Origin of the sequence: Agrococcus jejuensis, from assembly GCF_007679035.1 — a bacterium.
In the GTDB taxonomy this organism is placed as follows: domain Bacteria; phylum Actinomycetota; class Actinomycetes; order Actinomycetales; family Microbacteriaceae; genus Agrococcus; species Agrococcus jejuensis_A.
The window spans coordinates 673,196-695,662 of record NZ_VEFR01000001.1; the positions used below are offsets into that span (position 1 = coordinate 673,196).

25 protein-coding genes and 2 tRNA genes are annotated in these 22,467 nt (G+C 73.4%); 12 read left to right on the forward strand and 15 right to left on the reverse strand.

Annotated features, from left to right (window positions below; all coding sequences use genetic code 11):
* Together FS793_RS03215 and FS793_RS03220 are read left to right on the forward strand one after the other, a co-directional pair.
* Nucleotides 1-402 carry a globin gene (locus tag FS793_RS03215; protein ID WP_144718432.1) on the forward strand — a complete coding sequence of 134 codons (402 nt, stop codon included), beginning with the start codon at nucleotides 1-3 and terminating at the stop codon, nucleotides 400-402.
* Nucleotides 403-411: 9 nt separating this feature from the next.
* The gene (locus FS793_RS03220) at nucleotides 412-2,046 is read left to right on the forward strand and encodes an FAD-binding dehydrogenase (RefSeq protein ID WP_144718434.1); all 1,635 of its coding nucleotides are present in this window, start codon (nucleotides 412-414) and stop codon (nucleotides 2,044-2,046) included.
* A 7-nt stretch (nucleotides 2,047-2,053) separates the two neighbouring features.
* On the opposite strand, the gene FS793_RS03225 is transcribed toward FS793_RS03220, so the two are convergent.
* Both FS793_RS03225 and FS793_RS03230 read right to left on the reverse strand, forming a co-directional pair.
* A complete protein-coding gene (locus tag FS793_RS03225; protein WP_144718436.1) occupies nucleotides 2,054-2,623 on the reverse strand; it encodes a hypothetical protein in 570 nt (189 codons plus the stop codon).
* Nucleotides 2,623-3,237, reverse strand: a complete 615-nt coding sequence (locus FS793_RS03230) for a hypothetical protein (protein WP_144718438.1) — start codon at nucleotides 3,235-3,237, stop codon at nucleotides 2,623-2,625. Before FS793_RS03230 ends, FS793_RS03225 begins: the two co-directional genes overlap by 1 nt.
* Before the next feature lie 102 nt (nucleotides 3,238-3,339).
* On the opposite strand from FS793_RS03230, the gene FS793_RS03235 reads away from it, so the two are divergent.
* Together FS793_RS03235 and FS793_RS03240 are read left to right on the forward strand one after the other, a co-directional pair.
* A complete protein-coding gene (locus FS793_RS03235) occupies nucleotides 3,340-4,203 on the forward strand; it encodes an acyl-CoA thioesterase (protein ID WP_440130454.1) in 864 nt (287 codons plus the stop codon).
* A 3-nt stretch (nucleotides 4,204-4,206) separates the two neighbouring features.
* A complete protein-coding gene (locus FS793_RS03240; RefSeq protein WP_222123685.1) occupies nucleotides 4,207-4,782 on the forward strand; it encodes a GNAT family N-acetyltransferase in 576 nt (191 codons plus the stop codon).
* Nucleotides 4,783-4,803: 21 nt separating this feature from the next.
* Here FS793_RS03240 and FS793_RS03245 read toward each other — a convergent pair whose 3' ends face one another.
* From FS793_RS03245 to FS793_RS03265, 5 genes are all read right to left on the reverse strand, one after another.
* The gene (locus FS793_RS03245; RefSeq protein ID WP_144718440.1) at nucleotides 4,804-6,330 is read right to left on the reverse strand and encodes a CoA-acylating methylmalonate-semialdehyde dehydrogenase; all 1,527 of its coding nucleotides are present in this window, start codon (nucleotides 6,328-6,330) and stop codon (nucleotides 4,804-4,806) included.
* 72 nt (nucleotides 6,331-6,402) lie between these two features.
* Nucleotides 6,403-6,873: an acyl-CoA thioesterase gene (locus FS793_RS03250; protein ID WP_144718443.1), complete on the reverse strand. Its 471-nt coding sequence runs from the start codon at nucleotides 6,871-6,873 to the stop codon at nucleotides 6,403-6,405.
* 1 nt (nucleotide 6,874) lies between these two features.
* A complete protein-coding gene (gene ettA / locus FS793_RS03255) occupies nucleotides 6,875-8,557 on the reverse strand; it encodes an energy-dependent translational throttle protein EttA (RefSeq protein ID WP_144718445.1) in 1,683 nt (560 codons plus the stop codon).
* Nucleotides 8,558-8,643: 86 nt separating this feature from the next.
* The gene (locus FS793_RS03260) at nucleotides 8,644-9,078 is read right to left on the reverse strand and encodes a DUF6993 domain-containing protein (RefSeq protein ID WP_144718447.1); all 435 of its coding nucleotides are present in this window, start codon (nucleotides 9,076-9,078) and stop codon (nucleotides 8,644-8,646) included.
* A 135-nt stretch (nucleotides 9,079-9,213) separates the two neighbouring features.
* Entirely contained in the window at nucleotides 9,214-9,738 is a 525-nt protein-coding gene (locus tag FS793_RS03265; RefSeq protein ID WP_144718449.1) for a single-stranded DNA-binding protein, read from the reverse strand.
* Between the two features lie 221 nt (nucleotides 9,739-9,959).
* Here FS793_RS03265 and FS793_RS03270 point away from each other — a divergent pair, with 221 nt between their 5' ends.
* On the forward strand, nucleotides 9,960-10,199 hold the full coding sequence (locus FS793_RS03270; RefSeq protein WP_144718451.1) for a hypothetical protein: 240 nt from the start codon (nucleotides 9,960-9,962) through the stop codon (nucleotides 10,197-10,199).
* A gap of 30 nt (nucleotides 10,200-10,229) precedes the next feature.
* On the opposite strand, the gene FS793_RS03275 is transcribed toward FS793_RS03270, so the two are convergent.
* Both FS793_RS03275 and FS793_RS03280 read right to left on the reverse strand, forming a co-directional pair.
* Nucleotides 10,230-10,787, reverse strand: a complete 558-nt coding sequence (locus tag FS793_RS03275; RefSeq protein ID WP_144718452.1) for a YceI family protein — start codon at nucleotides 10,785-10,787, stop codon at nucleotides 10,230-10,232.
* 143 nt (nucleotides 10,788-10,930) lie between these two features.
* Nucleotides 10,931-11,626, reverse strand: a complete 696-nt coding sequence (locus FS793_RS03280) for a DedA family protein (RefSeq protein WP_260979996.1) — start codon at nucleotides 11,624-11,626, stop codon at nucleotides 10,931-10,933.
* A gap of 93 nt (nucleotides 11,627-11,719) precedes the next feature.
* Between FS793_RS03280 and FS793_RS03285 the strand changes: the two genes are divergently transcribed.
* The 7 genes from FS793_RS03285 to FS793_RS03315 all read left to right on the forward strand — a co-directional run bounded on the left by FS793_RS03285 (nucleotide 11,720) and on the right by FS793_RS03315 (nucleotide 15,482).
* Nucleotides 11,720-11,792, forward strand: a tRNA-Arg gene (locus tag FS793_RS03285).
* Nucleotide 11,793: 1 nt separating this feature from the next.
* Nucleotides 11,794-12,447 (forward strand): HAD family hydrolase, encoded by a 654-nt coding sequence (locus FS793_RS03290; RefSeq protein ID WP_144718454.1) that lies wholly within the window; start codon nucleotides 11,794-11,796, stop codon nucleotides 12,445-12,447.
* 54 nt (nucleotides 12,448-12,501) lie between these two features.
* Nucleotides 12,502-13,014 (forward strand): pyridoxamine 5'-phosphate oxidase family protein, encoded by a 513-nt coding sequence (locus FS793_RS03295; protein ID WP_144718456.1) that lies wholly within the window; start codon nucleotides 12,502-12,504, stop codon nucleotides 13,012-13,014.
* 9 nt (nucleotides 13,015-13,023) lie between these two features.
* Nucleotides 13,024-13,707 (forward strand): oligoribonuclease, encoded by a 684-nt coding sequence (gene orn, locus FS793_RS03300; protein ID WP_144718458.1) that lies wholly within the window; start codon nucleotides 13,024-13,026, stop codon nucleotides 13,705-13,707.
* A gap of 36 nt (nucleotides 13,708-13,743) precedes the next feature.
* Nucleotides 13,744-13,816 (forward strand) — tRNA-His (locus tag FS793_RS03305).
* Between the two features lie 182 nt (nucleotides 13,817-13,998).
* Nucleotides 13,999-15,093: a fatty acid desaturase family protein gene (locus FS793_RS03310; RefSeq protein ID WP_144718460.1), complete on the forward strand. Its 1,095-nt coding sequence runs from the start codon at nucleotides 13,999-14,001 to the stop codon at nucleotides 15,091-15,093.
* A 41-nt stretch (nucleotides 15,094-15,134) separates the two neighbouring features.
* Complete coding sequence (locus FS793_RS03315; protein WP_144719747.1) at nucleotides 15,135-15,482, forward strand: metallopeptidase family protein; 348 nt, start codon at nucleotides 15,135-15,137, stop codon at nucleotides 15,480-15,482.
* 24 nt (nucleotides 15,483-15,506) lie between these two features.
* Here the strand turns inward: FS793_RS03315 and FS793_RS03320 are convergent, their stop codons facing one another.
* The 6 genes from FS793_RS03320 to FS793_RS16525 all read right to left on the reverse strand — a co-directional run bounded on the left by FS793_RS03320 (nucleotide 15,507) and on the right by FS793_RS16525 (nucleotide 22,398).
* Nucleotides 15,507-17,897, reverse strand: coding sequence for an alpha/beta hydrolase (locus FS793_RS03320; protein WP_144718462.1), 2,391 nt, complete (start codon nucleotides 17,895-17,897; stop codon nucleotides 15,507-15,509).
* Nucleotides 17,898-17,995: 98 nt separating this feature from the next.
* Entirely contained in the window at nucleotides 17,996-19,021 is a 1,026-nt protein-coding gene (locus tag FS793_RS03325; protein ID WP_144718464.1) for a Gfo/Idh/MocA family protein, read from the reverse strand.
* A 59-nt stretch (nucleotides 19,022-19,080) separates the two neighbouring features.
* The gene (locus FS793_RS03330) at nucleotides 19,081-19,557 is read right to left on the reverse strand and encodes an ATP-binding protein (protein WP_144718466.1); all 477 of its coding nucleotides are present in this window, start codon (nucleotides 19,555-19,557) and stop codon (nucleotides 19,081-19,083) included.
* A complete protein-coding gene (locus tag FS793_RS03335; RefSeq protein ID WP_144718468.1) occupies nucleotides 19,554-20,333 on the reverse strand; it encodes an energy-coupling factor transporter transmembrane component T family protein in 780 nt (259 codons plus the stop codon). The genes FS793_RS03330 and FS793_RS03335 overlap by 4 nt, the downstream gene beginning before the upstream one ends.
* Entirely contained in the window at nucleotides 20,330-21,778 is a 1,449-nt protein-coding gene (locus tag FS793_RS03340; RefSeq protein WP_260979998.1) for an ABC transporter ATP-binding protein, read from the reverse strand. The genes FS793_RS03335 and FS793_RS03340 overlap by 4 nt, the downstream gene beginning before the upstream one ends.
* The gene (locus FS793_RS16525; RefSeq protein WP_144718470.1) at nucleotides 21,775-22,398 is read right to left on the reverse strand and encodes an ECF transporter S component; all 624 of its coding nucleotides are present in this window, start codon (nucleotides 22,396-22,398) and stop codon (nucleotides 21,775-21,777) included. Before FS793_RS16525 ends, FS793_RS03340 begins: the two co-directional genes overlap by 4 nt.
* Nucleotides 22,399-22,467 lie beyond the last annotated feature (69 nt).

The window sequence follows — 22,467 nt, forward strand, 5'->3', positions numbered from 1 at the left end:
GTGACGTTCTACGAGCAGGTCGGCGGCCGGGCGTTCTTCGAGCGCCTGGTCGACGCGTTCTACGAGGGCGTGTGGACCGATGAGCTGCTGCGGCCGATGTATCCGCAGGACGACTACGACGGCGCCAAGGAGCGGCTCACGGGCTTCCTCGAGCAGTACTGGGGAGGCCCGGGCACGTACTCGCAGGAGCGCGGGCATCCGCGTCTGCGCATGCGCCATGCGCCCTTCCCCATCGGGCCCGAGGCGCGCGACCGGTGGCTGCACCACATGCGTGCAGCCGTCGACGTCGCGGACCCGCCGCCGCTGCTGCGCGAGGAGCTGCTCGACTACCTCGACCGCGCCGCGCATGCCATGGTGAACCGCAACCCGGCGTTCCGCGCCGACCCGCCCGCGACCCTCTAGGAGCCTCCCGTGCCGCACAGCGACGTGCTCGTCATCGGCGCCGGACTCGCCGGCCTCGTCGCCGCCCGCGAGGCCGTGCGCGCCGGCCGCACCGTGACGATCGTCGACCAGGAGCCCGCCGCCTCGTTCGGCGGGCAGGCGTGGTGGTCGTTCGGCGGCCTCTTCCTCGTCGACTCCCCCGAGCAGCGACGCTTCGGCATCCGCGACTCCCTCGACCTCGCTCGCGACGACTGGCTCCGCACCGCGGGCTTCGACGACGCGGGCGACGAGTGGGGCAGGCAGTGGGCCGAGGCGTACCTGCAGTTCGCCGCCGGCGAGGCGCGGCCGTGGCTGCACGACCTGGGCGTGCGCTTCTTCCCCGTCATCGGGCACGCCGAGCGCGGCGACGGCTCGCGCGGCAACTCGGTGCCGCGCTTCCACATCGCGTGGGGCTCGGGGCCGGGCGTCGTCGCGCCGTTCACGCGCGCGGTGCGCGACGGCGTGGATGCCGGCCTCGTGACGATCCGCATGCGCCACCGCGTCGACGCGCTCATCGTCGACGGCGGACGCGTGACGGGTGCGCGCGGCGCGGTGCTCGCGCCCGACGTCGCCGTGCGCGGCGAGTCGTCGAACCGCGACGTCGTGGGCGAGTTCGCCCTCACCGCCGACCACGTCGTCGTCGCGACGGGCGGCACGGGCGGCGCGCTCGCCTCCGTCGCCCGCGACTGGCCGGCGCGGCTCGGCGCCATGCCGACCGCGCCGCTCGTGGGCGTGCCCGCGCACGTCGACGGCCGCGGCCTCGACGTCGCCGAGGCGGCAGGCGCCGCGGTCGTGCACCGCGACCGCATGTGGCACTACACCGAGGGCCTCGCCAACTGGGATCCCGTGTGGCCGCATCACGGCATCCGCATCCTGCCCGGACCCTCGAGTCTGTGGGTCGACAGCGTCGGCGACCGCCTGCCCGCGCCGCTCTACCCGGGCTTCGACACGCTCTCGACGCTCGAGCACCTGCGGCGCGGCGGCCACGAGCACTCGTGGTTCGTGCTCACGTCGACGATCCTGCGCAAGGAGATCGCACTGTCGGGCTCCGAGCAGAACCCCGACTTCTCGGATCGCAGCCTGCGGCTCGTGCTCGACCGCATCCGGAGCGGGTCGGCGGGCGTGCAGGGCTTCCTGCACCACGGCGAGGACGTCGTCGTCGCACCGACGCTCGACGCGCTGCTCGACGGCATGCGCGCCCTCGAGCCGGGCCTCGACGCCGACCGCGTGCGCCGCGCGGTCGCGCAGCGCGACCGCGGCATCGACGCGCCCGGCACCGACCCGCAGATCGTCGCCATCGAACGGGCTCGCGAGCTCGTGGGCGAGCGTCTCATCCGCACCGCTCCCCCGCATCGACTGACCGACGACGCTCACGCGCCGATGGTCGCCTTCCGCCTGCGCACCGTCACGCGCAAGTCGCTCGGCGGCATCCTCACGGACCTCGACGCCCGTGTGCTCGGCGCACGACCGGACGGCTCGACCGGGCCCATCCCCGGCCTCTACGCCGTCGGCGAGGCCGCAGGCTTCGGCGGTGGCGGCGTGCACGGCTACCGATCGCTCGAGGGCACGTTCCTCGGCGGCTGCCTGCACTCCGGCCTGCGCGCCGGGCGCGCGATCGCGCGATGACGCGGACTCAGCTGATGCGCGGCAGCGCGTCGCCCGCGAACGCCAGCAGCACGTCGACGTAGCGGGCGGGGTCGCGGCGCGTCGTCTCGTCGACGAGCAGCGTCGAGCCCTGCCGCACGGCCCATCGGTCGTCGAGCGGGAACACCAGGATGTGCGTGAGACCCGCCTGCCAGGCGAGCGTCGTCGCACCGACGTCGCGGCGCTCCGGCTGCTCGTGCAGCGGCCCCGTCGGCGGCCGCTTCGGCCAACGCTCGATCCAGGCCACGAGCGCAGCGTGGTCGATGCCGAGCGCTGCCTCGCGATCCGCGTCGAACGCGGCTCCGCTCACGGTGCGGTCGGGGGTCGCCGTCATGGCCACGGCGTCCCGCCACGCCGTGAGCGCCACGGGCGTCGCGTCGAGCGGACGATCGCCGACGACGACGCCGACCGGCGCGGGCCGGAGTGCCGGGATGCCGAGATCGATGCGCCAGGCCTCGGCGACGGCGAGCGCCGCCAGCATGGCGCTGCTCGCGCGATCGATGTGCAGCACCATGTCGTGCGGCCACGGGTTCGCGGGGTCGGGCGTCAGCGAGCGCATCAGCGCACCAGCACGTCGCCGAGGCGGGTGGACGCGCGCGTCCAGGCCCCGACGCCCGTGATGGCGACGCGATCGGCGCCGAGGAAGCCGAGGCCCTCGAGCGCCGCGCAGTGCCCGAGCGTGAGCGGGTGGCCGTCGAGGCCCTGGCTCCACACCGAGCGGCGCACCGTGCGCACCACGGCGTCGCCGGGGCTCGCGGGCAGCTCGCGCTCGACGCGAGCGGCGGCGGCGCTCGCGCCGAGCCGCACGTCGTCGGCAGCGACGTCGCCCAGCGGCCGCCACCCGGTGCGCGGCGCCGAGACCGACGCCCAGGCCGGCAGCGTCGCCGCGGCCGGCACGTCGAGGTCGGCGCCCTCGCCCAGCGCATCCATGACCGCGTCGGCAGGCACGACGGCGTCGAACTCGGCGGCGTCTCGCATGCGCACCGCCCGCATGCCGAGGATCGTCGGGCCCGCGTCGAGCAGGCCGCTCGACACCGTCAGCGGCACCGTCACGAGCACGACGTCGCCGTGCGCCGTGAGCCGCACGCTCGTCTCGCCGAAGCGGCCGGCGCGGCCCAGCAGCGTGCGCACGTCGGCGCGAGCACGGTCGTCGACCGCCAGCAGGGAGGGCATGGCTCCAGCGTACGCGCGCGTCGGATGCGCACGCTCGCGCTGGCTAGGCTGGCAGCCGTGAGCGCCGCCCCCGAGATGCCCCCGCCTCCCCCGGCCGACCCCATGGCCCTGCTGCGCGAGACGCTCGATCTCGTCGACACCGGGGCCCGCACGAGCGAGGACATCTTCACCGGTCCGAGCCACTGGATGCCGCTCGGCCGCGTCTACGGCGGCCAGGTGATGGCGCAGGCCGTCGTCGCCGCGCAGCGCTCCGTCGCCGACGACCGCCGCATCCACTCGGTGCACGGCTACTTCCTGCGCCCCGGCGACGTCGCGAAGCCCATCACCTTCTCGGTCGACCGCATCCACGACGGCCGCTCGTTCGCCACGCGACGCACGCAGGCGTACCAGGGTGGCGTGCCGATCCTGTCGATGATCGCCTCGTTCCAGGACGACGACGGCGGCGCCGAGTCGCAGTCGCCGATGCCCGAGGGCATGCCCGACCCCGAGTCGCTGCCGTCCGCAGCCGAGCTGCTCGGCGGCATCGACCACCCTGTCGCGCAGCACTGGTCGCGCGGGCGGCCCTTCGACATCCGCCACGTCGAGGGTCCCGTCTACCTGCACGACCGGGATCGCCAGCGGTCGGGCGTCGAGCACGTGTGGATCAAGGCGATCGGGCCGCTCGACGGCGACGACGCCATCCATCGCGCGGCCCTCGCGTACCTGTCCGACTACGCGATCCTCGAGCCCGTGCTGCGACTGCACGGCTACGGCTGGTCGTCGCGCGACATCAAGGTCGCGAGCCTCGACCACGCCGTGTGGTGGCACCGGCCCGTGCGGGTCGACGAGTGGCTGCTCATGTCGCTCGAGGTGTCGTCGACCGGCGGTGGACGGGGCCTGACGCTCGCGCGCGTGCACGCGCAGGACGGCACCCATGTCGCCACGGTCGCGCAGGAGGGCATGGTGCGCCTGCCCGTCGCGGGCTGACCCGTGCCGGTCTCCCCCATCGATCCCGCCGACGCGACGGCCACGATCGACGCCGCCCTGCCGCTGCGCACCGAGCGCCTCGTGCTCCGCCGCTTCGCGCCCGACGACCTGGGCGCCTTCCGCGCGTACCAGTCGGATCCGGACAGCGTGCGGTACCTGTGGCGACCCGTCCTCACGCCCGAGCAGATGGGCGCGCGCATGACCGAGACGCCTGCGCTCGCGGCGGATGGCGACGCCTACGGCATCGCGATCGAGCACGACGGAGCCCTGGTCGGCGAGACCGTCGTGAAGCTCACGGATGCCGCGGGCAGGCAGGCGGAGATCGGCTGGATCCTCGCGCCCGAGCATCGAGGCCGCGGCTACGCCCTCGAGGCCGGCCGAGCGGCCCTCGAGCTCGCATGGGCCATCGGCGCGCACCGCGTCACCGCCGTGCTCGACCACGAGAACCAGGCCTCGGCGCGCATCGCCGAGCGACTCGGCATGCGCCTCGAGGCCGTGCTGATCGACGACGGCGTCAACGGCTTCACGGGCGAGCACGGCTCGACCGAGATCTGGGCGACGCTCGAGCGCGAGCGCTGAGGCTCGCGCTCGAGCATCCCGTCAGTTCTGCGGGAAGCCCAGGTTCACGCCGCCGTGGCTCGGGTCGAGCCAGCGGCTCGTCACGACCTTCTCGCGCGTGAAGAACTGGTAGCCGTGCGGGCCGTACGCCTTGCCCTGGCCGAAGATCGACGACTTCCAGCCGCCGAACGAGAAGTAGCCGACGGGCACGGGGATCGGCACGTTGACGCCGACCATGCCCACCTCGACCTCGTGCTGGAAGCGCCGCGCCGCGCCGCCGTCGTTCGTGAAGATCGCCGTGCCGTTGCCGTACGGGTTCGACGCGATGAGCGCCATGCCCTCCTCGTACGACGCGACGCGCACGACCGACAGCACGGGGCCGAAGATCTCGTCGCGGTAGACCGCCGACGACGGGTCGACGTGGTCGACGAGCGTCGGGCCCAGCCAGAAGCCGTCGGGCTCGCCGTCGAACTCCGCCTCGCGACCGTCGACGACGAGCGTCGCGCCGTCGGCCGTCGCGACGTCGAGGTAGCCGGCGACCTTGTCGCGGTGCACCTGCGTGATGAGCGGACCCATGTCGCACGCACGGCGGCCGTCGCCCGTGCGGATGCCCGCGATGCGCTGCCGGATGCGGTCGACGAGCTCGTCGGCGATCGACTCGACCGCCACGACGACCGAGATCGCCATGCAGCGCTCGCCCGCAGAGCCGAAGCCCGCGTTGACGGCCGCGTCGGCCGTGAGGTCGAGGTCGGCGTCGGGGAGCACGAGCATGTGGTTCTTCGCGCCGCCGAGGGCCTGCACGCGCTTGCCCTCGCGCGACGCCGTCTCGTAGACGTACTGGGCGATGGGCGTCGAGCCGACGAACGAGATCGCCGCGACGTCGGGATGCGTCAGCAGCGCATCCACCGCCTCCTTGTCGCCGTGCACGACGTTGAAGACGCCGTCGGGCAGGCCGGCCTCGCGGTAGAGCTCGGCGATGAGCACCGCCGCCGACGGGTCCTTCTCGCTCGGCTTCAGCACGACGGCGTTGCCCGCCGCGATCGCGACGGGTGCGAACCACAGCGGCACCATCGCCGGGAAGTTGAACGGCGAGATGATGCCGACGACGCCGAGCGGCTGCCGCAGCGAGTACACGTCGACGCCCGTCGACACGTTCTCGGTGAACTCGCCCTTCGTGAGCAGCGGGAAGGCCGTCGCGAGCTCGACGACCTCGAGGCCGCGCGCGACCTCGCCGAGCGCATCCGACACGACCTTGCCGTGCTCGCTCGTGATGAGCTCCGCGATCTGCTGCCGGCGAGCGGCGACGAGCTCACGGAACGCGAACATCACCTGCTGGCGCTTCGCGACCGACGTGTCGCGCCACTCGGCCGCCGCGGCCTTCGCCACCGCGACCGCCTCGCCCAGCTCGTCGGCCGTGGCGAGCGGCACCTCGCGGATCTGCCTGCCGAGCGCGGGATCGAACACGGGTGCGGTGCGCCCGCCCGTGGCGATGCGCGGCTCGCCGCCGATCCAGTGCGGGATGGGCTCGATCGTCGTCGTCGACGCCTGCGAGGGAGCGGTCTGGGTCATCGCGGATCCTTCCGTCGGTGCTCGCCAGCGTAGTGGCCGCACCGCGCCCGCGTCAGCGCCCGACGACGCCCGTCAGCGACGGAAGGCGAGCGGCTCGCCGACGAACGGGGCCCACGCGGCGCGCTCCTCGTCGGTGAGACGGCGGGGACGTCCCGACTCGACGTCCACCATCACGAACGTCGACGACGCTCGCACGGCGACGCGGCCGCCCGGCTCGTCGGTCACCTCGTAGCAGAGCTCCACGCTCGAGCCGCCGATGCGCGAGAACCACATGTCGACCTCGAGCGGCGCGCGTCGGTACGGCACGGGCGCGAGGTACTCGATGTGGTGGCTCGCGATCAGCGTGAGCGTGCCCGCGTCGAGGCCCGGATCGAGGATCGCCGTGGCCGGCGCATCCTCGTCGCCCGTGCGGAAGAACGCGCGGACGCGCGCCTCCTCGAGGATCGTGAGCATCGTCGAGTTGTTGACGTGCTGGAACGCATCCTGGTCGCGCCACCGCATCGGCACGGCGACGCGCATGCGCGCGCCGGCGGGCTCGCCCATGTCAGTCGCGCGTGAGCTTGCGGTACGTGGAGCGGTGCGGCTTCGCCGCGTCGGGGCCGAGGCGCTCGACCTTGTTCTCCTCGTACGCCTCGTAGTTGCCCTCGAACCAGTACCAGTTCGACGGGTCCTCGTCCGAGCCCTCGTACGCGAGGATGTGCGTCGCCGTGCGGTCGAGGAACCACCGGTCGTGCGTCACGACCACGGCGCAGCCGGGGAACTCGAGCAGCGCGTTCTCGAGGCTGCCGAGCGTCTCGACGTCGAGGTCGTTGGTCGGCTCGTCGAGCAGCAGGAGGTTGCCGCCCTGCTTGAGCGTGAGCGCGAGGTTCAGGCGGTTGCGCTCGCCACCCGACAGCACGCCGGCCTTCTTCTGCTGGTCGGGGCCCTTGAAGCCGAAGCGCGACACGTAGGCGCGGCTGGGGATCTCGGTCGCGCCGACCTGGATGAAGTCGAGTCCGTCGGAGACGACCTCCCACAGCGTCTTCTGCGGGTCGAGGTTCGTGCGGCCCTGGTCGACGTACGAGATCTTCACGGTCTCGCCGATCTTCAGGTCGCCGCCGTCGAGCGGCTCGAGGCCCACGATCGTCTTGAAGAGCGTGGACTTGCCGACGCCGTTCGGGCCGATGACGCCGACGATGCCGTTGCGCGGCAGCGTGAACGACAGGCCGTCGATGAGGATGCGGTCGTCGAAGCCCTTCTGCAGGCCCTTCGCCTCGAGCACGAGCGAGCCCAGTCGCGGGCCGACGGGGATCTGGATCTCCTCGAAGTCGAGCTTGCGCGTGCGCTCGGCCTCGGCAGCCATCTCCTCGTAGCGCGCGAGACGCGCCTTCGACTTGACCTGGCGGCCCTTGGCGTTGGAGCGCACCCACTCGAGCTCCTCCGAGAGGCGCTTCTGCAGCTTGGCGTCCTTCTTGCCCTGCACCTGCAGGCGCTCCTGCTTCTTCTCGAGGTACGTCGAGTAGTTGCCTTCGTAGGGGTAGAGGCGACCGCGGTCGACCTCGCAGATCCAGGTCGCGACGTGGTCGAGGAAGTACCGGTCGTGCGTGACGGCCATGACGGCGCCGGGGTACTTGGCGAGGTGCTGCTCGAGCCACTGCACGCTCTCGGCGTCGAGGTGGTTCGTGGGCTCGTCGAGCAGCAGGAGGTCGGGCTTCTCGAGCAGCAGCTTGCACAGCGCCACGCGACGGCGCTCACCACCCGAGAGGTTCTCGATCGACCAGTCGCCGGGCGGGCAGCGCAGCGCGTCCATCGCCTGCTCGAGCTGCGAGTCGAGGTCCCACGCGTCGGCGGCGTCGATCTCCTCCTGCAGCGTGCCCATCTCGGTCATGAGCGCGTCGAAGTCGGCGTCGGGGTTCGCCATCTCGGCGGAGATCTCGTTGAAGCGGTCGATCTTGCCGCGCATCTCGCCGAACGCCTCCTGGACGTTCTCGAGCACGGTCTTCGACTCGTCGAGCTCGGGCTCCTGCATGAGGATGCCGACCGAGTAGCCGGCGGAGAGCCTCGCCTCGCCGTTCGAGGGCTGGTCGAGCCCCGCGATGATCTTGAGGATCGTCGACTTTCCCGCACCATTGGGACCCACGACGCCGATCTTCGCGCCCGGCAGGATCGCCGTGGTCACGTCGTCGAGGATCACCTTGTCGCCCACCGTCTTGCGGGCGCGCACCATCGAGAACACGTACTCGGCCATGGTGTCGAGTCTACGGGCCCGCGAGGGGCTCGGATGCCGCGGCGGGCTCGCGCTCGCGTCGGTGGTCCTGGGCCGGGACCGCGCGATCAGGGCGTGAAGGGAGCGACGAGGCAGGTGCCCGTGCCGAGGACGGGCACGATCGTCGTCGTCGGCTCGCCATGGCCGACCTGGCCGAGCAGGCACTCCTGGTCCACGCGCACGGCGACGGTCATGAGCGCGACGGGGTTGCCCTGCACGTCGACGTCGTCGCTGCGCTCGATCGCGGCCTGGTCGAAGCCGGCGGCGACGAGCGCGGCGACGAGCGCCTCGCCGTCGGGGCGGCCTGCGACGTCGTTCGCGGCGAGCACGTCGGCGAACTGCTGCTGCAGGGCCGCAGCGCCCGTGAGCTCCTCGGCCGGCGCCGACTCGCTCGGCGCCGCCGACGCGCTGGGCGACGGGCTCGGTGCGGCGTCGCCGCTGCAGCCCGCGAGCGCGAGCAGCGCGGCCATCCCCGTTGCGAGCAGTGCTGCCTGGCGACGCATCGCGCTCCCCCTGAGTCCCCGTGCACGGTGCGGCATCCCGACGCCGTGCGGTCGCGATGCGACCCGCGCCAGCCTACCGACGCATCGCCACCAGGGCCCGCGCGCCGACGCGCCTGCCACGTCGGCGCGCGGGGGTCAGAAGGGGACGTCGTCGTCGACGCCGGCGAGCACGGGATGGAGGTCGGTCCGCTCGAGGTCGGGGGCCGACGCGGCCGCGCCCGGCGTGGCCCAGCCCTGCGCGTCGACGGCGGGTTCCGGAGCGCCGGTCGCGGACGACGCGGCGGTCGTGCGCTCCGACGCCGCGCGCGACGTGCGCTGGAAGGCCGTGGTGCCCCACCTCAGCGAGTGGCCGATGGCGTCGGCCTCGATCTCGACGGTCGTCGCGGGGCGGTCGTCGTCGCCCCACGTCGTGATGCGGAGCCTGCCCGTGACGAGCACGGGATCGCCCTGCCGGATCGACTGGGCGACGTGCGCCGCGAGGTCGCCCCACACGGCGACGGAGTACCAGTTCGTGCCGGCGTCGGACCACTGGCCCGTCGACGGATCCTGCTTGCGCAGGGTGGATGCGACGCGCAGGTTCGCGACCTGGCGTCCGGACGGGATGGTGCGCAGCTGCGGGCTCGAGCCTGCGGTGCCCTCGATGGTGATGCGATCGGTCATGCGAGCACCATCGCGGTCGGCGCCGACTCTCGTGCCACGGGCATCGCGCTCCTGTGGAGGGGCTTCGCCTGTGGAGCCGCGACCGGCCGGCGATGCTGCGGCCGTGCCGATCGCGACCGACGTCAGCGGTGCGCGACGGCACGCCCGACGCTCGGCGTGTCGGTGGTCGCGCCTACGTTCGAGGCATCCGGGGCCGGCCGGCGATGAAGAGGGAGGCAGGGATGTCCACCACCACCGCGTATCTGCCAGCGCGCTTCGGCATCGCCATGGCGCAGGTCAACGAGTCGATGTGGCGCGTCACGCGCCCGAGCGGCGACGTCGTCGGCCACATCGAGAGGCTCCCCGGCGCAGACGGCGATCGCTTCCGCGCGCGCCGGCTGCTGCCGAGGAGCCATCGATACCTCTCCCTGGGCGAGTTCTGGTCGATCGACGACGCGATCGACTGCTTCCGCCAGGGATGACTCGCCGCAGATCGGCGAGCGAGGGTCTCGCTACTGCTTGACCGCCGAGATCTCGACCTCGACCTTGACGTCGTCGCCCAGCATGAGGCCGCCGGTCTCGAGGGTCGTGTTGAACGAGATGCCGTACTCGTCGCGGCTGATCGTGAACGTGGCGGTGGCGCCCACGCGGGGGTTGCCGAAGCCGTCGACGCCGAAGCCACCGACCTCGAGGGCCAGGGTGATCTCGCGCTCGATGCCGCGCAGCTGGATGATGCCGTCGACGAGGTACTCGCCGTCGACGACGCGTGCGCCCGTCGAGCGGAACGTCCACTGCGGGTGCTCGTCGGTGGCGAAGAAGTCGCCCGAGCGCAGGTGGGCGTCGCGGTCGGCGTTGCGCGTGTTGATCGTCGCGGGGTCGACGGATGCCTCGACGGTCGACGCCGCCGGGTCGTCGGCGAGCACGATGGTGCCCTCGATGTGCTCGATGACGCCGCGCACCTTGGCGACGACGTGGCGCACCGAGAAGCTCACGGTGGAGTGGCTCGCGTCGATGACGTACGTGCCGGCCGTGTAGCCCGGGATCTGCGCAGCGGTGATGGTGTCGGTCATGGGAACTCCTTGAGCGGGGATCGAGGTGGAGCGGTGGCCGGCGCCGAGTGCGCCGCCATCTGCTTCGAATTCGAACAACTCAGAGCATGCCGCATCCATTCCCGATCCGATCGATGGGCCGCACGGCAGGCGTCCCGGGCGTGTCAGACGGGCGTGCCCGACTCCGGGTCGAGGCCCGCCGCGCGGCGCTTGCGGTCGTCGAGCACGCGGCGCAGCACCCACACCACCAGCACGACGACGACGGCGGCGATGACGACCCACTGCAGCACGTCGGCGTACGGCTCGACCGCGTGCCAGTTGCGGCCCAGCGTGAAGCCGGCCATGACGAAGATGGTGTTCCACACGCCCGAGCCGATGGTCGTGAGGGCCAGGAACTTCCAGACCGGCATGCGCTCGATGCCCGCAGGGATCGAGATCAGGCTGCGGAAGATGGGGAGCACGCGCCCGAGGAGCACGGCCTTGCCGCCGTGCTTGCGGAACCACGCCGTCGTCTTGTGCACGTCGTCGGCGCGCACGAGCGGCATCCTCTCGGCGACCCACACGACGCGGTCGTGGCCGAGCAGGCGGCCGACGAGGTAGAGCGCGAGCGCGCCCACGACCGAGCCGACCGTCGTCCAGATGAGCGCCTCGGCGAGCGAGAAGCCGCCCTGCGCGGCCGTGAAGCCGGCGAGCGGCAGGATGACCTCGCTCGGGATGGGCGGGAAGAGGTTCTCGGCGGCGATCGCGACCGCCGCGCCGGGTGCGCCGATGGTCTCCATGAGCCCGACGGCCCATGCGGCGACACCCGTGAGCTCGTCGGATGCGGTGGTCGAGGCGGCGGCCAGCGTCGTGATCAGCACGCGGCAACCCTAGGCGAGCGTCCTATGGAGTGCGCGGAGGGCGCGCAGGCCGCGACGGTGCCGCCCATCGGCGACTCGTAGGATCGACGCATTGCCCCCGTAGCTCAATGGATAGAGCATCGGCCTTCTAATCCGACGGTTGCGCGTTCGAGTCGCGCCGGGGGCGCATGGCACTCAGCGGCGTCTGCTTCGACATGGACGGCACCCTCGTCGACACCGAGCCCGTGTGGCACGCATCCCTCATGGCGATGTGCGCCGCCGAGGGCGTGGCGTGGACGCAGGCCGACTGCGACCGCTCCGTGGGCAAGCCCATGGAGTGGTGGTCGGCCGACATGCGCTCGCGCGGCATGCCGGGCTCCGACGCCGAGCTGCGCGCACGCGCCGTGGGCATGGTGGCGGATGCCGTGGGCGACGACGTGCCCTGGCTTCCGGGCGCGTACGAGCTGCTCGTCGCGCTCGCCGACGCGGGCATCCCGACGGCCCTCGTGACGAACGCCGGGCGGGCGAACGCCGACGCGCTCGTGCGCGCCGCACCCGCGGGGTCGCTGGAGGTCGTCGTGACGAGCGACGACGTGAGCGATCCGAAGCCGCACCCCGAGGCGTACCTCGCCGCGGCGACGCTGCTGGGCGTGGATCCCGAGCGCTCGATCGGCGTCGAGGACTCGGGTCCGGGCTCGCAGGCCGTCGTCGCGGCCGGCATGACCCTGTGGTTCGTGCGCAGCCACTCCCCCGATCCGGGGTTCGCGCCGGCGCACTCGATCGCGTCGCTCGCCGAGGTGACCGTCGACGACGTGCGGGCGGCGTTCGCGGCGCTCGACTGAGGCGCGGCGGCGGACGCCGGCCGCGGTGTCGGTGGTCGCTGCGACGATCCGCGCATGCGCAGCGCACCGAGCCCGTCCGCCGATCGCCCGACGATGCCCGAGGGCTACGGCCTGCCCGACACGACCGAGGGCGTGCTGCCATGGTCGGCCGTCGAGCAGCGCCTCGTCGCGTCGAGGCACTACTGGCTCGCGACCGTGCGGCCCGACGCGACGCCGCACGTCGTGCCTCGCTGGGGCGTGTGGGTCGACGGCGCGTTCTGGTACGACGGCGCTCCCACGACGCGGCACGCGCGCAACGCGGAGGCGAACCCCGCGGTGACGCTCACGCTCGAGTCGGGCACGGAGGTCGTGATCGTGGAGGGTCGATCGACCGCGACGCGCGCGGACGCCGACGGCCTCGGCGCACGGCTGGCCGCCGCCTTCGCGAAGTACCACGACGACGGCTACGCACCCGAGGCGGATGCCTGGTCGGGCGACGACGGCGGTGGCCTGCGCGTCGTGACGCCGCACCGGGCGCTCGCGTGGTTCGACTTCCCGAACGACTGCACGCGGTTCCGGCTGCGATGACCGCGCCCGATGCCGACGACCGCGGCCCCCGACGCGACGGATAGGCTCGACGACGTGCCTGCCGCTGACCGCATCGTCTGGATCGACTGCGAGATGACGGGCCTCGACCCGTCGATCGACGAGCTCGTCGAGGTCGCCGTCCTCGTGACCGACTTCGAGCTCGAGGTCATCGACCCCGGCATCGAGCTCGTCATCAAGGCATCGGATGCCGCCATGGCGAACATGGACGACTTCGTGCGGAACATGCACGCGACGAGCGGGCTCGACCAGCTCATCCCGCACGGCATGGCGCTCGAGGAGGCCGAGACGCAGGTGCTCGAGTACATCCAGCGGTTCGTGCCGCTCGAGCGCTCGGCGCCGCTCGGCGGCAACACGATCGGCACCGACCGCACGTTCCTGGCGCGCTACATGCCGCGCGTCGACAGGCATCTGCACTACCGCTCGATCGACGTGTCGAGCATCAAGGAGCTCTCGCGCCGCTGGTACCCGCGCGCCTACTTCCAGTCGCCCGAGAAGGCAGGCGGCCACCGTGCGCTCGCCGACATCCTCGAGTCGGTGCGCGAGCTGCAGTACTACCGCAAGGCCGTCTTCACGCAGGACGACGTGACGAGCGAGTCGGCGCGCCAGGCCTCGGAGGAGGTCGTCGCATCGTTCGCCGAGGCGCTGTCGTCGAAGGGCTCGGATCTGTCGTAGACTGTCCTGGTTGTTCCCGCGAGGGAGCGACGCATGGTGGGTATAGCTCAGCTGGTAGAGCGCCTGGTTGTGGTCTAGGAGGCCGCGGGTTCAAGCCCCGTTACTCACCCCGAATCGCGAAGGCCGTCCTCGAACGAGGGCGGCCTTCGTCGTCCCCCGTCGACGACCGCCACCCATGCATCCCCCATGCATCGTCGATGGAGTCTGCGTAGGGCATACGCAGTCGCGTACCGTGGAGTCATCGGCTCGGCAAGGATCGGATCGGTGCAACCGACCGGCGGGAGCCCACGGATGACGATCGCACTCGACGGCCTCGGGCCCGTCCGCACGACGAAGGCCAGCGGCGCCGCCCGCGGTCCCTCGACCTTCTCCTCGTTGCGCGCGAGCGTGCAGGACCGCGGCCTGCTGGGACGCACCCGCACGTTCTACGTGCTGCTGTGCGCGGGCCTCGGCCTCGCGCTCGCCGGCCTCGGCGTCGCCTTCGTGCTGCTGGGCGACTCGTGGTGGCAGCTCGCCGTCGCAGCTGCGCTCGGCATCCTGCTCACGCAGTTCGCGTTCCTCGGCCACGAGGCCTCGCACCGCCAGATCCTGGCATCGGGTCCCGCGAACGACCGGCTCGGCCGCATCCTCGCGGTCGGCATCGTCGGCATCAGCTACGCCTGGTGGATGACGAAGCACACGCGCCACCACGCGAACCCCAACCGCCGCGGCCACGACCCCGACGTCGAGTGGGACACCGTCTCGTTCCTGCCGGAGGACGCCGCCCGCCAGACGGGCCTCCTCGCTGCGATCACCCGCCGCCAGGGCGCGCTGTTCTTCCCGCTGCTGACCTTCGAGGGCGCCAACCTGCACTACCGCGGCCTGCGCCTGCTGGTCTCGCGCGAGCAGGTCTCGGGTCGCTGGATCGAGCTCGGCATGATGGCTGCTCGCTGGGCGCTGTACCTCGGTGCGCTCTTCGCGATGCTGCCGATCGGCATGGCGTTCGCGTTCCTCGGCGTGCAGCTGGCCGTCTTCGGCGTCTACATGGGCGCGTCGTTCGCGCCGAACCACAAGGGCATGCCGCTCGTGGGTGCCGACGAGCGCCTCGACTTCCTCACGAAGCAGGTGCGCACGTCCCGCGACATCCGCGGCGGCTGGTGGGCCACCGCCCTGTTCGGCGGCCTCAACCACCAGGTCGTGCACCACCTCTTCCCGAGCATGCCCCGGCCGCACCTCGCGAAGGCGCGCGACCTCGTGCGCGCGCACTGCAAGACGCACGACATCCCGTACACCGAGGCGAGCCTCGTCGCGTCGTACGTCATCGTCATCCGCTACCTCAACGAGGTGGGACTGCAGGCCCGCGACCCGTTCGACTGCCCGCTCGTGCAGAACCTCCGTCGCCGCTGACGCGGCACGCGCCGCAGACGGGTAGCGTGGCCGCGATGCCGATGCCCTCCCCCGTGAGCCCCGACGAGTTCGAGGCGATCGTCACCGACGAGCTCGACGAGCTGCCCGACGACATGGTCGACGGCCTCGACAACGTCGTGTTCCTCGTCGAGGACCGGCACGAGACCGAGGATCTGCTCGGCATCTACGAGGGCGTCGCGATCACCGAGCGCGGGAGCTACGGCTTCGGCGAGCTGCCCGACCGCATCATCGTGTTCCGCGAGGCGCATCTCGAGCGCTGCTCGACGATGGACGAGCTGCGCGACGAGGTGCACACGACGCTCGTGCACGAGATCGCGCACTTCTACGGGATCGACGACGACGAGCTGCATCGGCTCGGCTGGGCCTGACGATCCGGCCGATCGCGTCGGCGATCACATCGTCGAGGCGAGGCGACGGCGCGATCTCCCGACGAGCCCGGCGCCGGCACCTGCCGCGAGGGCACCGAGCACGAGCGCCAGCAGCGCGATCGACGCGCCGAGGCGCGGTAGCGCGGCATCGCTCCCCCCGCCAGCCGGCGCGCCGACGGCACCCGCCGACGGCGACGGGCCGACGGGCACACCGGGCTCGACGCCCGCTGCGAGCGGCATCCGCATGACGAAGACGTCGCCGCTGCCGATGGCGGTCGCCCCCGCGGGCGCCCCGTAGGTCAGGCCCGTGACGAGCATGGTCGGCCGTGCCGCGAGCGGATCCCGCACGGCGAGGAGGTTCGCGTCGTCCCACTCGTCGGAGCCGTCGCGCTGCACCGATCCGACCTGCGTCGCGACGCCCGCCGTCCCCTCGGCGTCGACGGGCAGCACCGCCACGTCGACGCCGCCGATCGGCACGCCCAGGGCGCCGCTCGTGACCGCCACGACGGCGACGCCACCGTCGTCGGTCGCGACGCCCGCGACGCCCCGGTCGTCGCCGCTCGTGCCCACCTGCGTCGTCCACAGCCCAGCCCCGAGCCCGTCGACGGCGAGCACGACCACGTCGTGGTCGCCCGACGAGGATGCCCCGAGCGTGCCGCGCGTGCTGCCGATGCCCACGAGGGATCCGTCCGTCCGTGCCACGACCCCGAGCAGCTGGTCGGTCTCGGGCGTGCCGACCTGCTGCACCCACCGCACCGTGCCATCGGCTTCGAGCAGCAGCAGGAAGCCATCCGAGCCGCCGCCCGCCGACGCAGCGCCGGGCAGCGCCCCGCCGGCGACGCCCGCGACCGCGATCGCACCGTCGGGCGTCATCGCGATGCCGTAGGCCTTGTCCTCGCCGGGACTGCCCACCTGCGCCTGCATGACGACGTCGCCGTCGGCGTCGACGTGCACGACGAGCACGTCCTTGTCGCCCGCGCTCGGCTGCGCGACCGAGCCGCTGGTGTATCCCGTCGCGACCGCGCCGCCCGCCCCGTCCGCGGCCACCGCGTAGAGCCGATCGGCTGCGTCCGCGGCGCCGAGCCGCGTCACCCAGCGCACGTCGCCGTCGGGTCCGATCGCGGCGACGAACGCGTCGTCGCGCTCGAGGGGCGCGCCGGAGCCGCCGAGCTCGCCCCGCGTGGAGCCGGCGACGATGACCCCGCCTGCCCCATCGGGCACGAGGCCGTACGCGCGCTCGTCGGCGGACGTCGCGAGCGACGTCGACCACGCCACGACGCCGGCCGCATCGCGCCGCTGCACGACGACGTCGAGGCCGCCGACGTGCGCGCCTCTGCCGGCGACCGCGTCGGCCGCGGCGAGCGCGACGATCGTGCCGCCGTCGTCGGTCGCGACGATGCCGCCGGCTCGGTCGTCGCCGCTCGATCCGACGAGCTCGGCCTCCCATGCCGTCGGCGGCGAGGTGCGCAGCCGCGCCGCCACGTCCTGCACCCCCTCGGCGAACGCGGGCTCCCACACGTCCCAGTCGTGCCCGCCGTCGAGCACGCGCAGCTCGGCCGTGACGCCGGGGACGCGGCGCGCGGCCGTGTAGAGCGACGCCGCCTCCATCGTGAGGTCGTGGATCGCCTCGGCAGGGTCGGGGTTGGCGTACTCGTCGTCGCCCACCGCGATGAAGAGATGCACCGGAAGGCTCGGATCGACGGCGGCGAGCGCCGTCGGGTACGAGAGCGCCGTGAACCGCTCCTCGTCGAAGAGCGCGTCGCCGACGCCGTAGGCGCCGTAGTCCCGCGCCGAGGAGTCGGCGGGCGGCTGCGGCACGTACACGGCGGGGCTCAGCACGATCGCGGCCGAGAACACGGCCTGGTGGGCGAGCACGAGGCGCACGGCCCCCGCGCCACCCATCGAGTAGCCGCCGACGGCGCGGGCGCCGCGATCCGCCACGGTGCGGTACGCGCCGTCGACGTGCGCGACGAGGTCCTCGACGATGGCCGTCTCGACAGGCAGGCCGGGCCCGGAGGCGGCGTCGCCCGCATAGGCGGAGTCGGCGTACCAGCTGCCGCGGTCGTTCCAGGGCGCATCGGGCATCACGACGATCATCGGCGGGATGGAGCCGTCGGCGATGAGCGCGTCGAGCGTGCCCGCGACGCGCTGCCACGCGCTGAGCGTGTCGCCGCGACCGTGGAGGAGGTACAGGCTCGGATACGCGGCAGCCGACTCGTCGTAGCCGGGCGGCAGGTACACGGCGGCGTCGATGCCCCCGACCTCGGCGGCGGGTGCGACGGTCGACTCGATGCGACTGGGCGAGGCGCTCCCGCTCGCCGCCTCCGCCGGGAGGGCGGGGATCGCGACGAGCGCGACCATCGTGGCGACTGCCGCGGCCGCCGCCGCGACGGCCCTCGAGACTGCGTGCACCATCACGACTCTCCCTCGAATCGATGGAAACGTTTACAACGCTCGATCGTCCACTCTGCCACCGCCCGATCGGCGCGTCAACGGATGCGGACGCCTCCGGCTCACTCGCCCGGCAGCACGACCCCGAGCTGCGCGCGCACGTCGTCCATGATGCGCATGACGCGCAGCGTCTCGCTCCACGGCAGCTCGGGCGTCTCCTGCTCCCCCGCCGCGATCGCCCGGGCGAGCGCGACGGCCTCGTAGCGCAGGCCGTGCTCGCGCTCGTCGGGCTCGAACACGTCGAGCACCTCGCCGTCGGGCGCGACGAGGCGGATGGTCGTGGGCCGGTAGAAGTCGCCGGCGAGCTCGAGCCGCGCCTCGGTGCCCGCGACGACGGCCGTCGTGGGGCTCTTGGCCGACATCGACGCCTGGCACGTCGCGAGCACGCCGCCGGGACCCGCGAGGGTCACGACCTCCTGCTCGTCGACGCCGAGCGGCGTGCGCGCCCCGGTGGCGTGCACGCGATCGACCTTGGGCAGCAGCATGGCCGCGAGGTGGATGGGGTAGACGCCCAGGTCGAGCAGCGCGCCGCCGGCGAGCGACGGCTCGGCGAGCCGCGCTGGTCCCTCGGGCCACAGCAGCTGCCCGTGGTCGGCCGTCACGGAGCGCAGCTCGCCGAGCACGCCCTGCTCGACCGCCTGCCGCACGACGTCGTAGCCGGGCAGGAATCGCGACCACATCGCCTCGGCCACGGCGACGCCGGCGTGCCGTGCCGCCTCGAGCACCTCGACGGCCTCGCCCGCGTTGCGCGTGAACGACTTCTCCACGAGCACGCTGCGCCCGGCGGCGATGGCGGCGAGCGCCTGCTCGTGGTGCGCCGAGTGCGGAGACGCGACGTAGATCGCATCCAGGTCCTGCGCGAGGAGCCAGTCCTGGTCGCCCGAGCCGCCGATGCCGTGCTGCGCCGCGAACGCCGCCGCACGCTCGGCCGAGCGACCGCCGACCGCGACGACCTGCTGGTCGGTGCCCTGCTGCAGCGCCGCGACCATCTCGGCGGCGATGTATCCCGGGCCGAGGATGCCCCAGCGCAGGGAGGGCGCATCGCGCGGGTCGGTCGTGCGGGCCGTCGGCAGTCGTCGCTGAGCCATGTCGCCATCGTGGCACGGCTCGCCCGGACGTCGATGCCCCCGTGCCGGTCGAGGCCGGGTCAGGGACAGCGACGCACCTCGGTCGCCAGCGCCCGCGACCCCTCGCGGGCGTAGAAGACGTCCTCCTGGGCGCGCCAGCCCTCCCACCAGTCGTCGACGCCGTCGCGGGCGAGCGCACGCGCCCGCCGCGTGCGCTCGTCGCACTCGAGCCAGATCGCTCGCTCCGCGACAGCCGCCGCAGCGCGGGACAGGGCGCCGCAGCCCTCGAGCACGAGCCCGGATCCCGCGGGCAGCCGGTGCTGCTCGGCGCGCGCATCCGCTGCCCAGTCCCACCGGCGCCACACGGCGCCCTCGCCGCGCGCCAGCGGCAGCACGATGCGCTCGAGCGCGTAGGCGGAGCCGGCGTCGAGGCCGCCCCAGCCCGGGTAGAGGTCGTCCATGTGCACGACCGTGCCGCCGTGCTCGGCGGCGAGGGCGTCGGCGAGCACGGTCTTGCCGGAGCCCGAGCGCCCGTCGAGCAGCCAGATGCGGCTCATGTGCCCACCAGCCGGAACGCGCCCGTCGCGATCGACGCGCCGAGCGCCGCGACGACGATGAGCACCGCCGAGCCGAGCAGCACGGCGTCGGCGAGACCGAGGCGAGACTCGCGCGCCCACGTGCGCTCGCCGTGGCCGAAGCCGCGCGCCTCCATCGCGGTGGCGAGCCTGCCGCCGCGGCGCACGGCGATGACGAGCACCGTGAACGCCATGCCGAGCCAGCGGCGGATGCGGCCGCCGTCGCCGAGACCCCGGGCTCGGCGGGCGGCGGCCAGCGCATCCCAGTCCTCGCGCAGCACCCCGAACAGGCGGATGCCCGCAAGCGCGGCGAGCACGAAGCGGGCGGGCAGCCGCAGCACCTGCGCGAGCCCGTCGCCGAGCCGCGTCGCGTCGACGCCGGCGAGGATCGCGAGCGTCGGCACGCCGATGGCGAGCACGCGCACGACGATCGCGACGGCGAGGGCGATGGAGTCGTCGCTGATGACGGCGAGCCACACGCGCAGGTGGATGCGCCCGGCGGGCTGCGCGTAGAGCAGCATGCTGATGCCCGACAGCGGCGCCGCGACGAGCACGGGCCACGTGCGGCGCACGATCGTCGCCGGTCGCAGGCCCGCGGCGAAGAGCCCCGCGAGGCCGAGCACGAGCGCGACGGAGGCGCTGACGACGTCGATCGTGACGAGCAGCGGCAGCGAGAGCACGACGGCGGCGAGGAAGGGCGTGACGGGGTTCACGCGGTCGAGGTGCGTCGGCGGTGCGACGCGTCGGGTGCCGATCATGCGGCGTCCAGCCGCACGACGCGATCCGACGGCGTCGACGTGCCGAGCACGCGCACGACGTCGGCGTCGTGGGTCACCGACAGCAGCGCCGCGCCGTCGGCGACGAGGTCGGCCATGAGGGTCACGAGCTCGCGCCACGTGCGACTGTCCTGCCCGAACGTCGGCTCGTCGAGCACGATGACGCGCGGACCGGTCGCGAGCACCGTCGCGACCGACAGCCGACGCTGCTCGCCGCCCGAGAGCGTGAAGGGGTGCGCGTCGGCGAGGCGATCGAGGCGCAGGCGCTGCAGCAGCGCGTCGATGCGTGCGGCGTGCTCGGCGCGGGGCACGCCGACGGCACGCAGCCCGATGCCGAGCTCCTCGCGCACCGTGCGGCCGACGAGCTGGTGCTCGGGCTCCTGGAAGACCGTGCCGATGCGCGTCGCGAGCGCGCTCGAGCGCCACCGCGCCGGGTCGGGCCCGAGCTCGCCCGCGAGGGTCGGCGACGCCGCGAGCGAGCCGCCGAGCCGCGGCAGCAGCGACGCCATCGTGAGCGCGAGCGTCGACTTGCCCGCGCCGTTCGGCCCCGTCACGACCGTCGAGGTGCCGCCGGCGAGCGCGAGGTCCACGGGCGGGCGCACGGGCGCGTCGCGGCCGACGACGAGGCCCGTCGCGCGCAGCAGCTCGTCGCCCGGGGCGACGTCTCGTCGCTCGATCGAGACGGGGTGGCCCGGCACCCACACGCCCCGGTCCGCAAGGTCGTCGCCATGGCGTGCGAACACCGCATCCGCGGGTCCGTCGGCGAGCACGCCGCCGCCAGGGTCGAGCACGACGACGCGGTCGACGACCGGCAGCCACGTGTCGACGCGATGCTCGACGACCACGAGCGTCGCGCCCGTCCCGTCGAGCATGCGCACGACGGCGTCGCGCACCTCGACGACGCCGTCGGGATCGAGGTTGGCCGTCGGCTCGTCGAGGAGCACGAGCCCGGGCCGCATCGCGAGGATGCCGGCGAGCGCGAGCCGCTGCCGTTGGCCGCCCGAGAGGGCAGCCGTGGAGCGGTCGAGGTCGACGTCGAGGCCGACGGCGTCGAGCGCGTCGCGCACGCGCGCCCAGATCTCGGCGCGCGGCACGCGCAGGTTCTCGGGTCCGAAGGCCACGTCGTCGCCCACGCGCGACAGGATCGTGTTGGCCTGCGGATCCTGCAGCACGAGCCCAGCCGTGCCGCGCGTCGTCGCGGGATGCGCGCCGTCGACGGCGAGCGACCCCGTCTCCTCGCCGTCCTCGGCATCGCCGAGCACGCCCGCGAGCCCCGCGAGCAGCGTCGACTTGCCCGCGCCCGAGGGCCCGAGCAGCAGCACGCGCTCCCCCGGCTCGACGCGCAGGTCGAGGCCCGCGACCGCCGGACGGGTGCGCGCCGCGTGGCGCCACCCCCATCCGGCGGCGCGGATCGACGCGGCGGTCACGCGCGCCGCTGCGCCTCGCGCCCGGCCGCGAACCGCGACAGCGCGCCCGTGGCGGCGAGGCCCCGCACGAGGAGCCAGCCGACGAGGCCCGCGAGCACCGCGCCCGACACGACGAGCGTGCCGAGGTAGATGCCCAGGAACTCCGGGCCCTTCGCGAGGTTGCCGGAGAGGAACAGCTCGAGCGTCCAGGCGCCGACGGCGGCACCGGCGCCGGCCGCCATGGCCGCGACGACGCCGAAGCGGCGGTACAGCAGCACGGCGAGCACGAGCTCGGCGCCGATGCCCTGCGCGAGGCCCGAGTACACGGTCTCGATGCCCCACTGGCTGCCCAGCAGCGTCGACACGTTGGCGGCGACGACCTCGACGAAGATCGCCGCGCCGGGCTTGCGGATCACGAGCCCGCCGATGACGCCGCCGAGCAGCCACGGCCCCACGGCGATGCCGCCGAAGCCGGGCGTGAACGCATCCGCGACCGCGAACCAGGCGCCGCCGACGCCGTTCCAGAGCACGAAGAGCAGGCCGCACGCGACGGCGAGCACGGATGCCGTGACGATGTCGACGACGCGCCAGCGGAAGCGCGAGACGGTGGGAGCGCCCGACGGCGCGGTGATGGTGGACATGCTGTGCCTCTCGAGGGAAGGGCACGGGTGAGATCGCTCCCTGCGCCGGCATGACCCGGATCAGGTTCG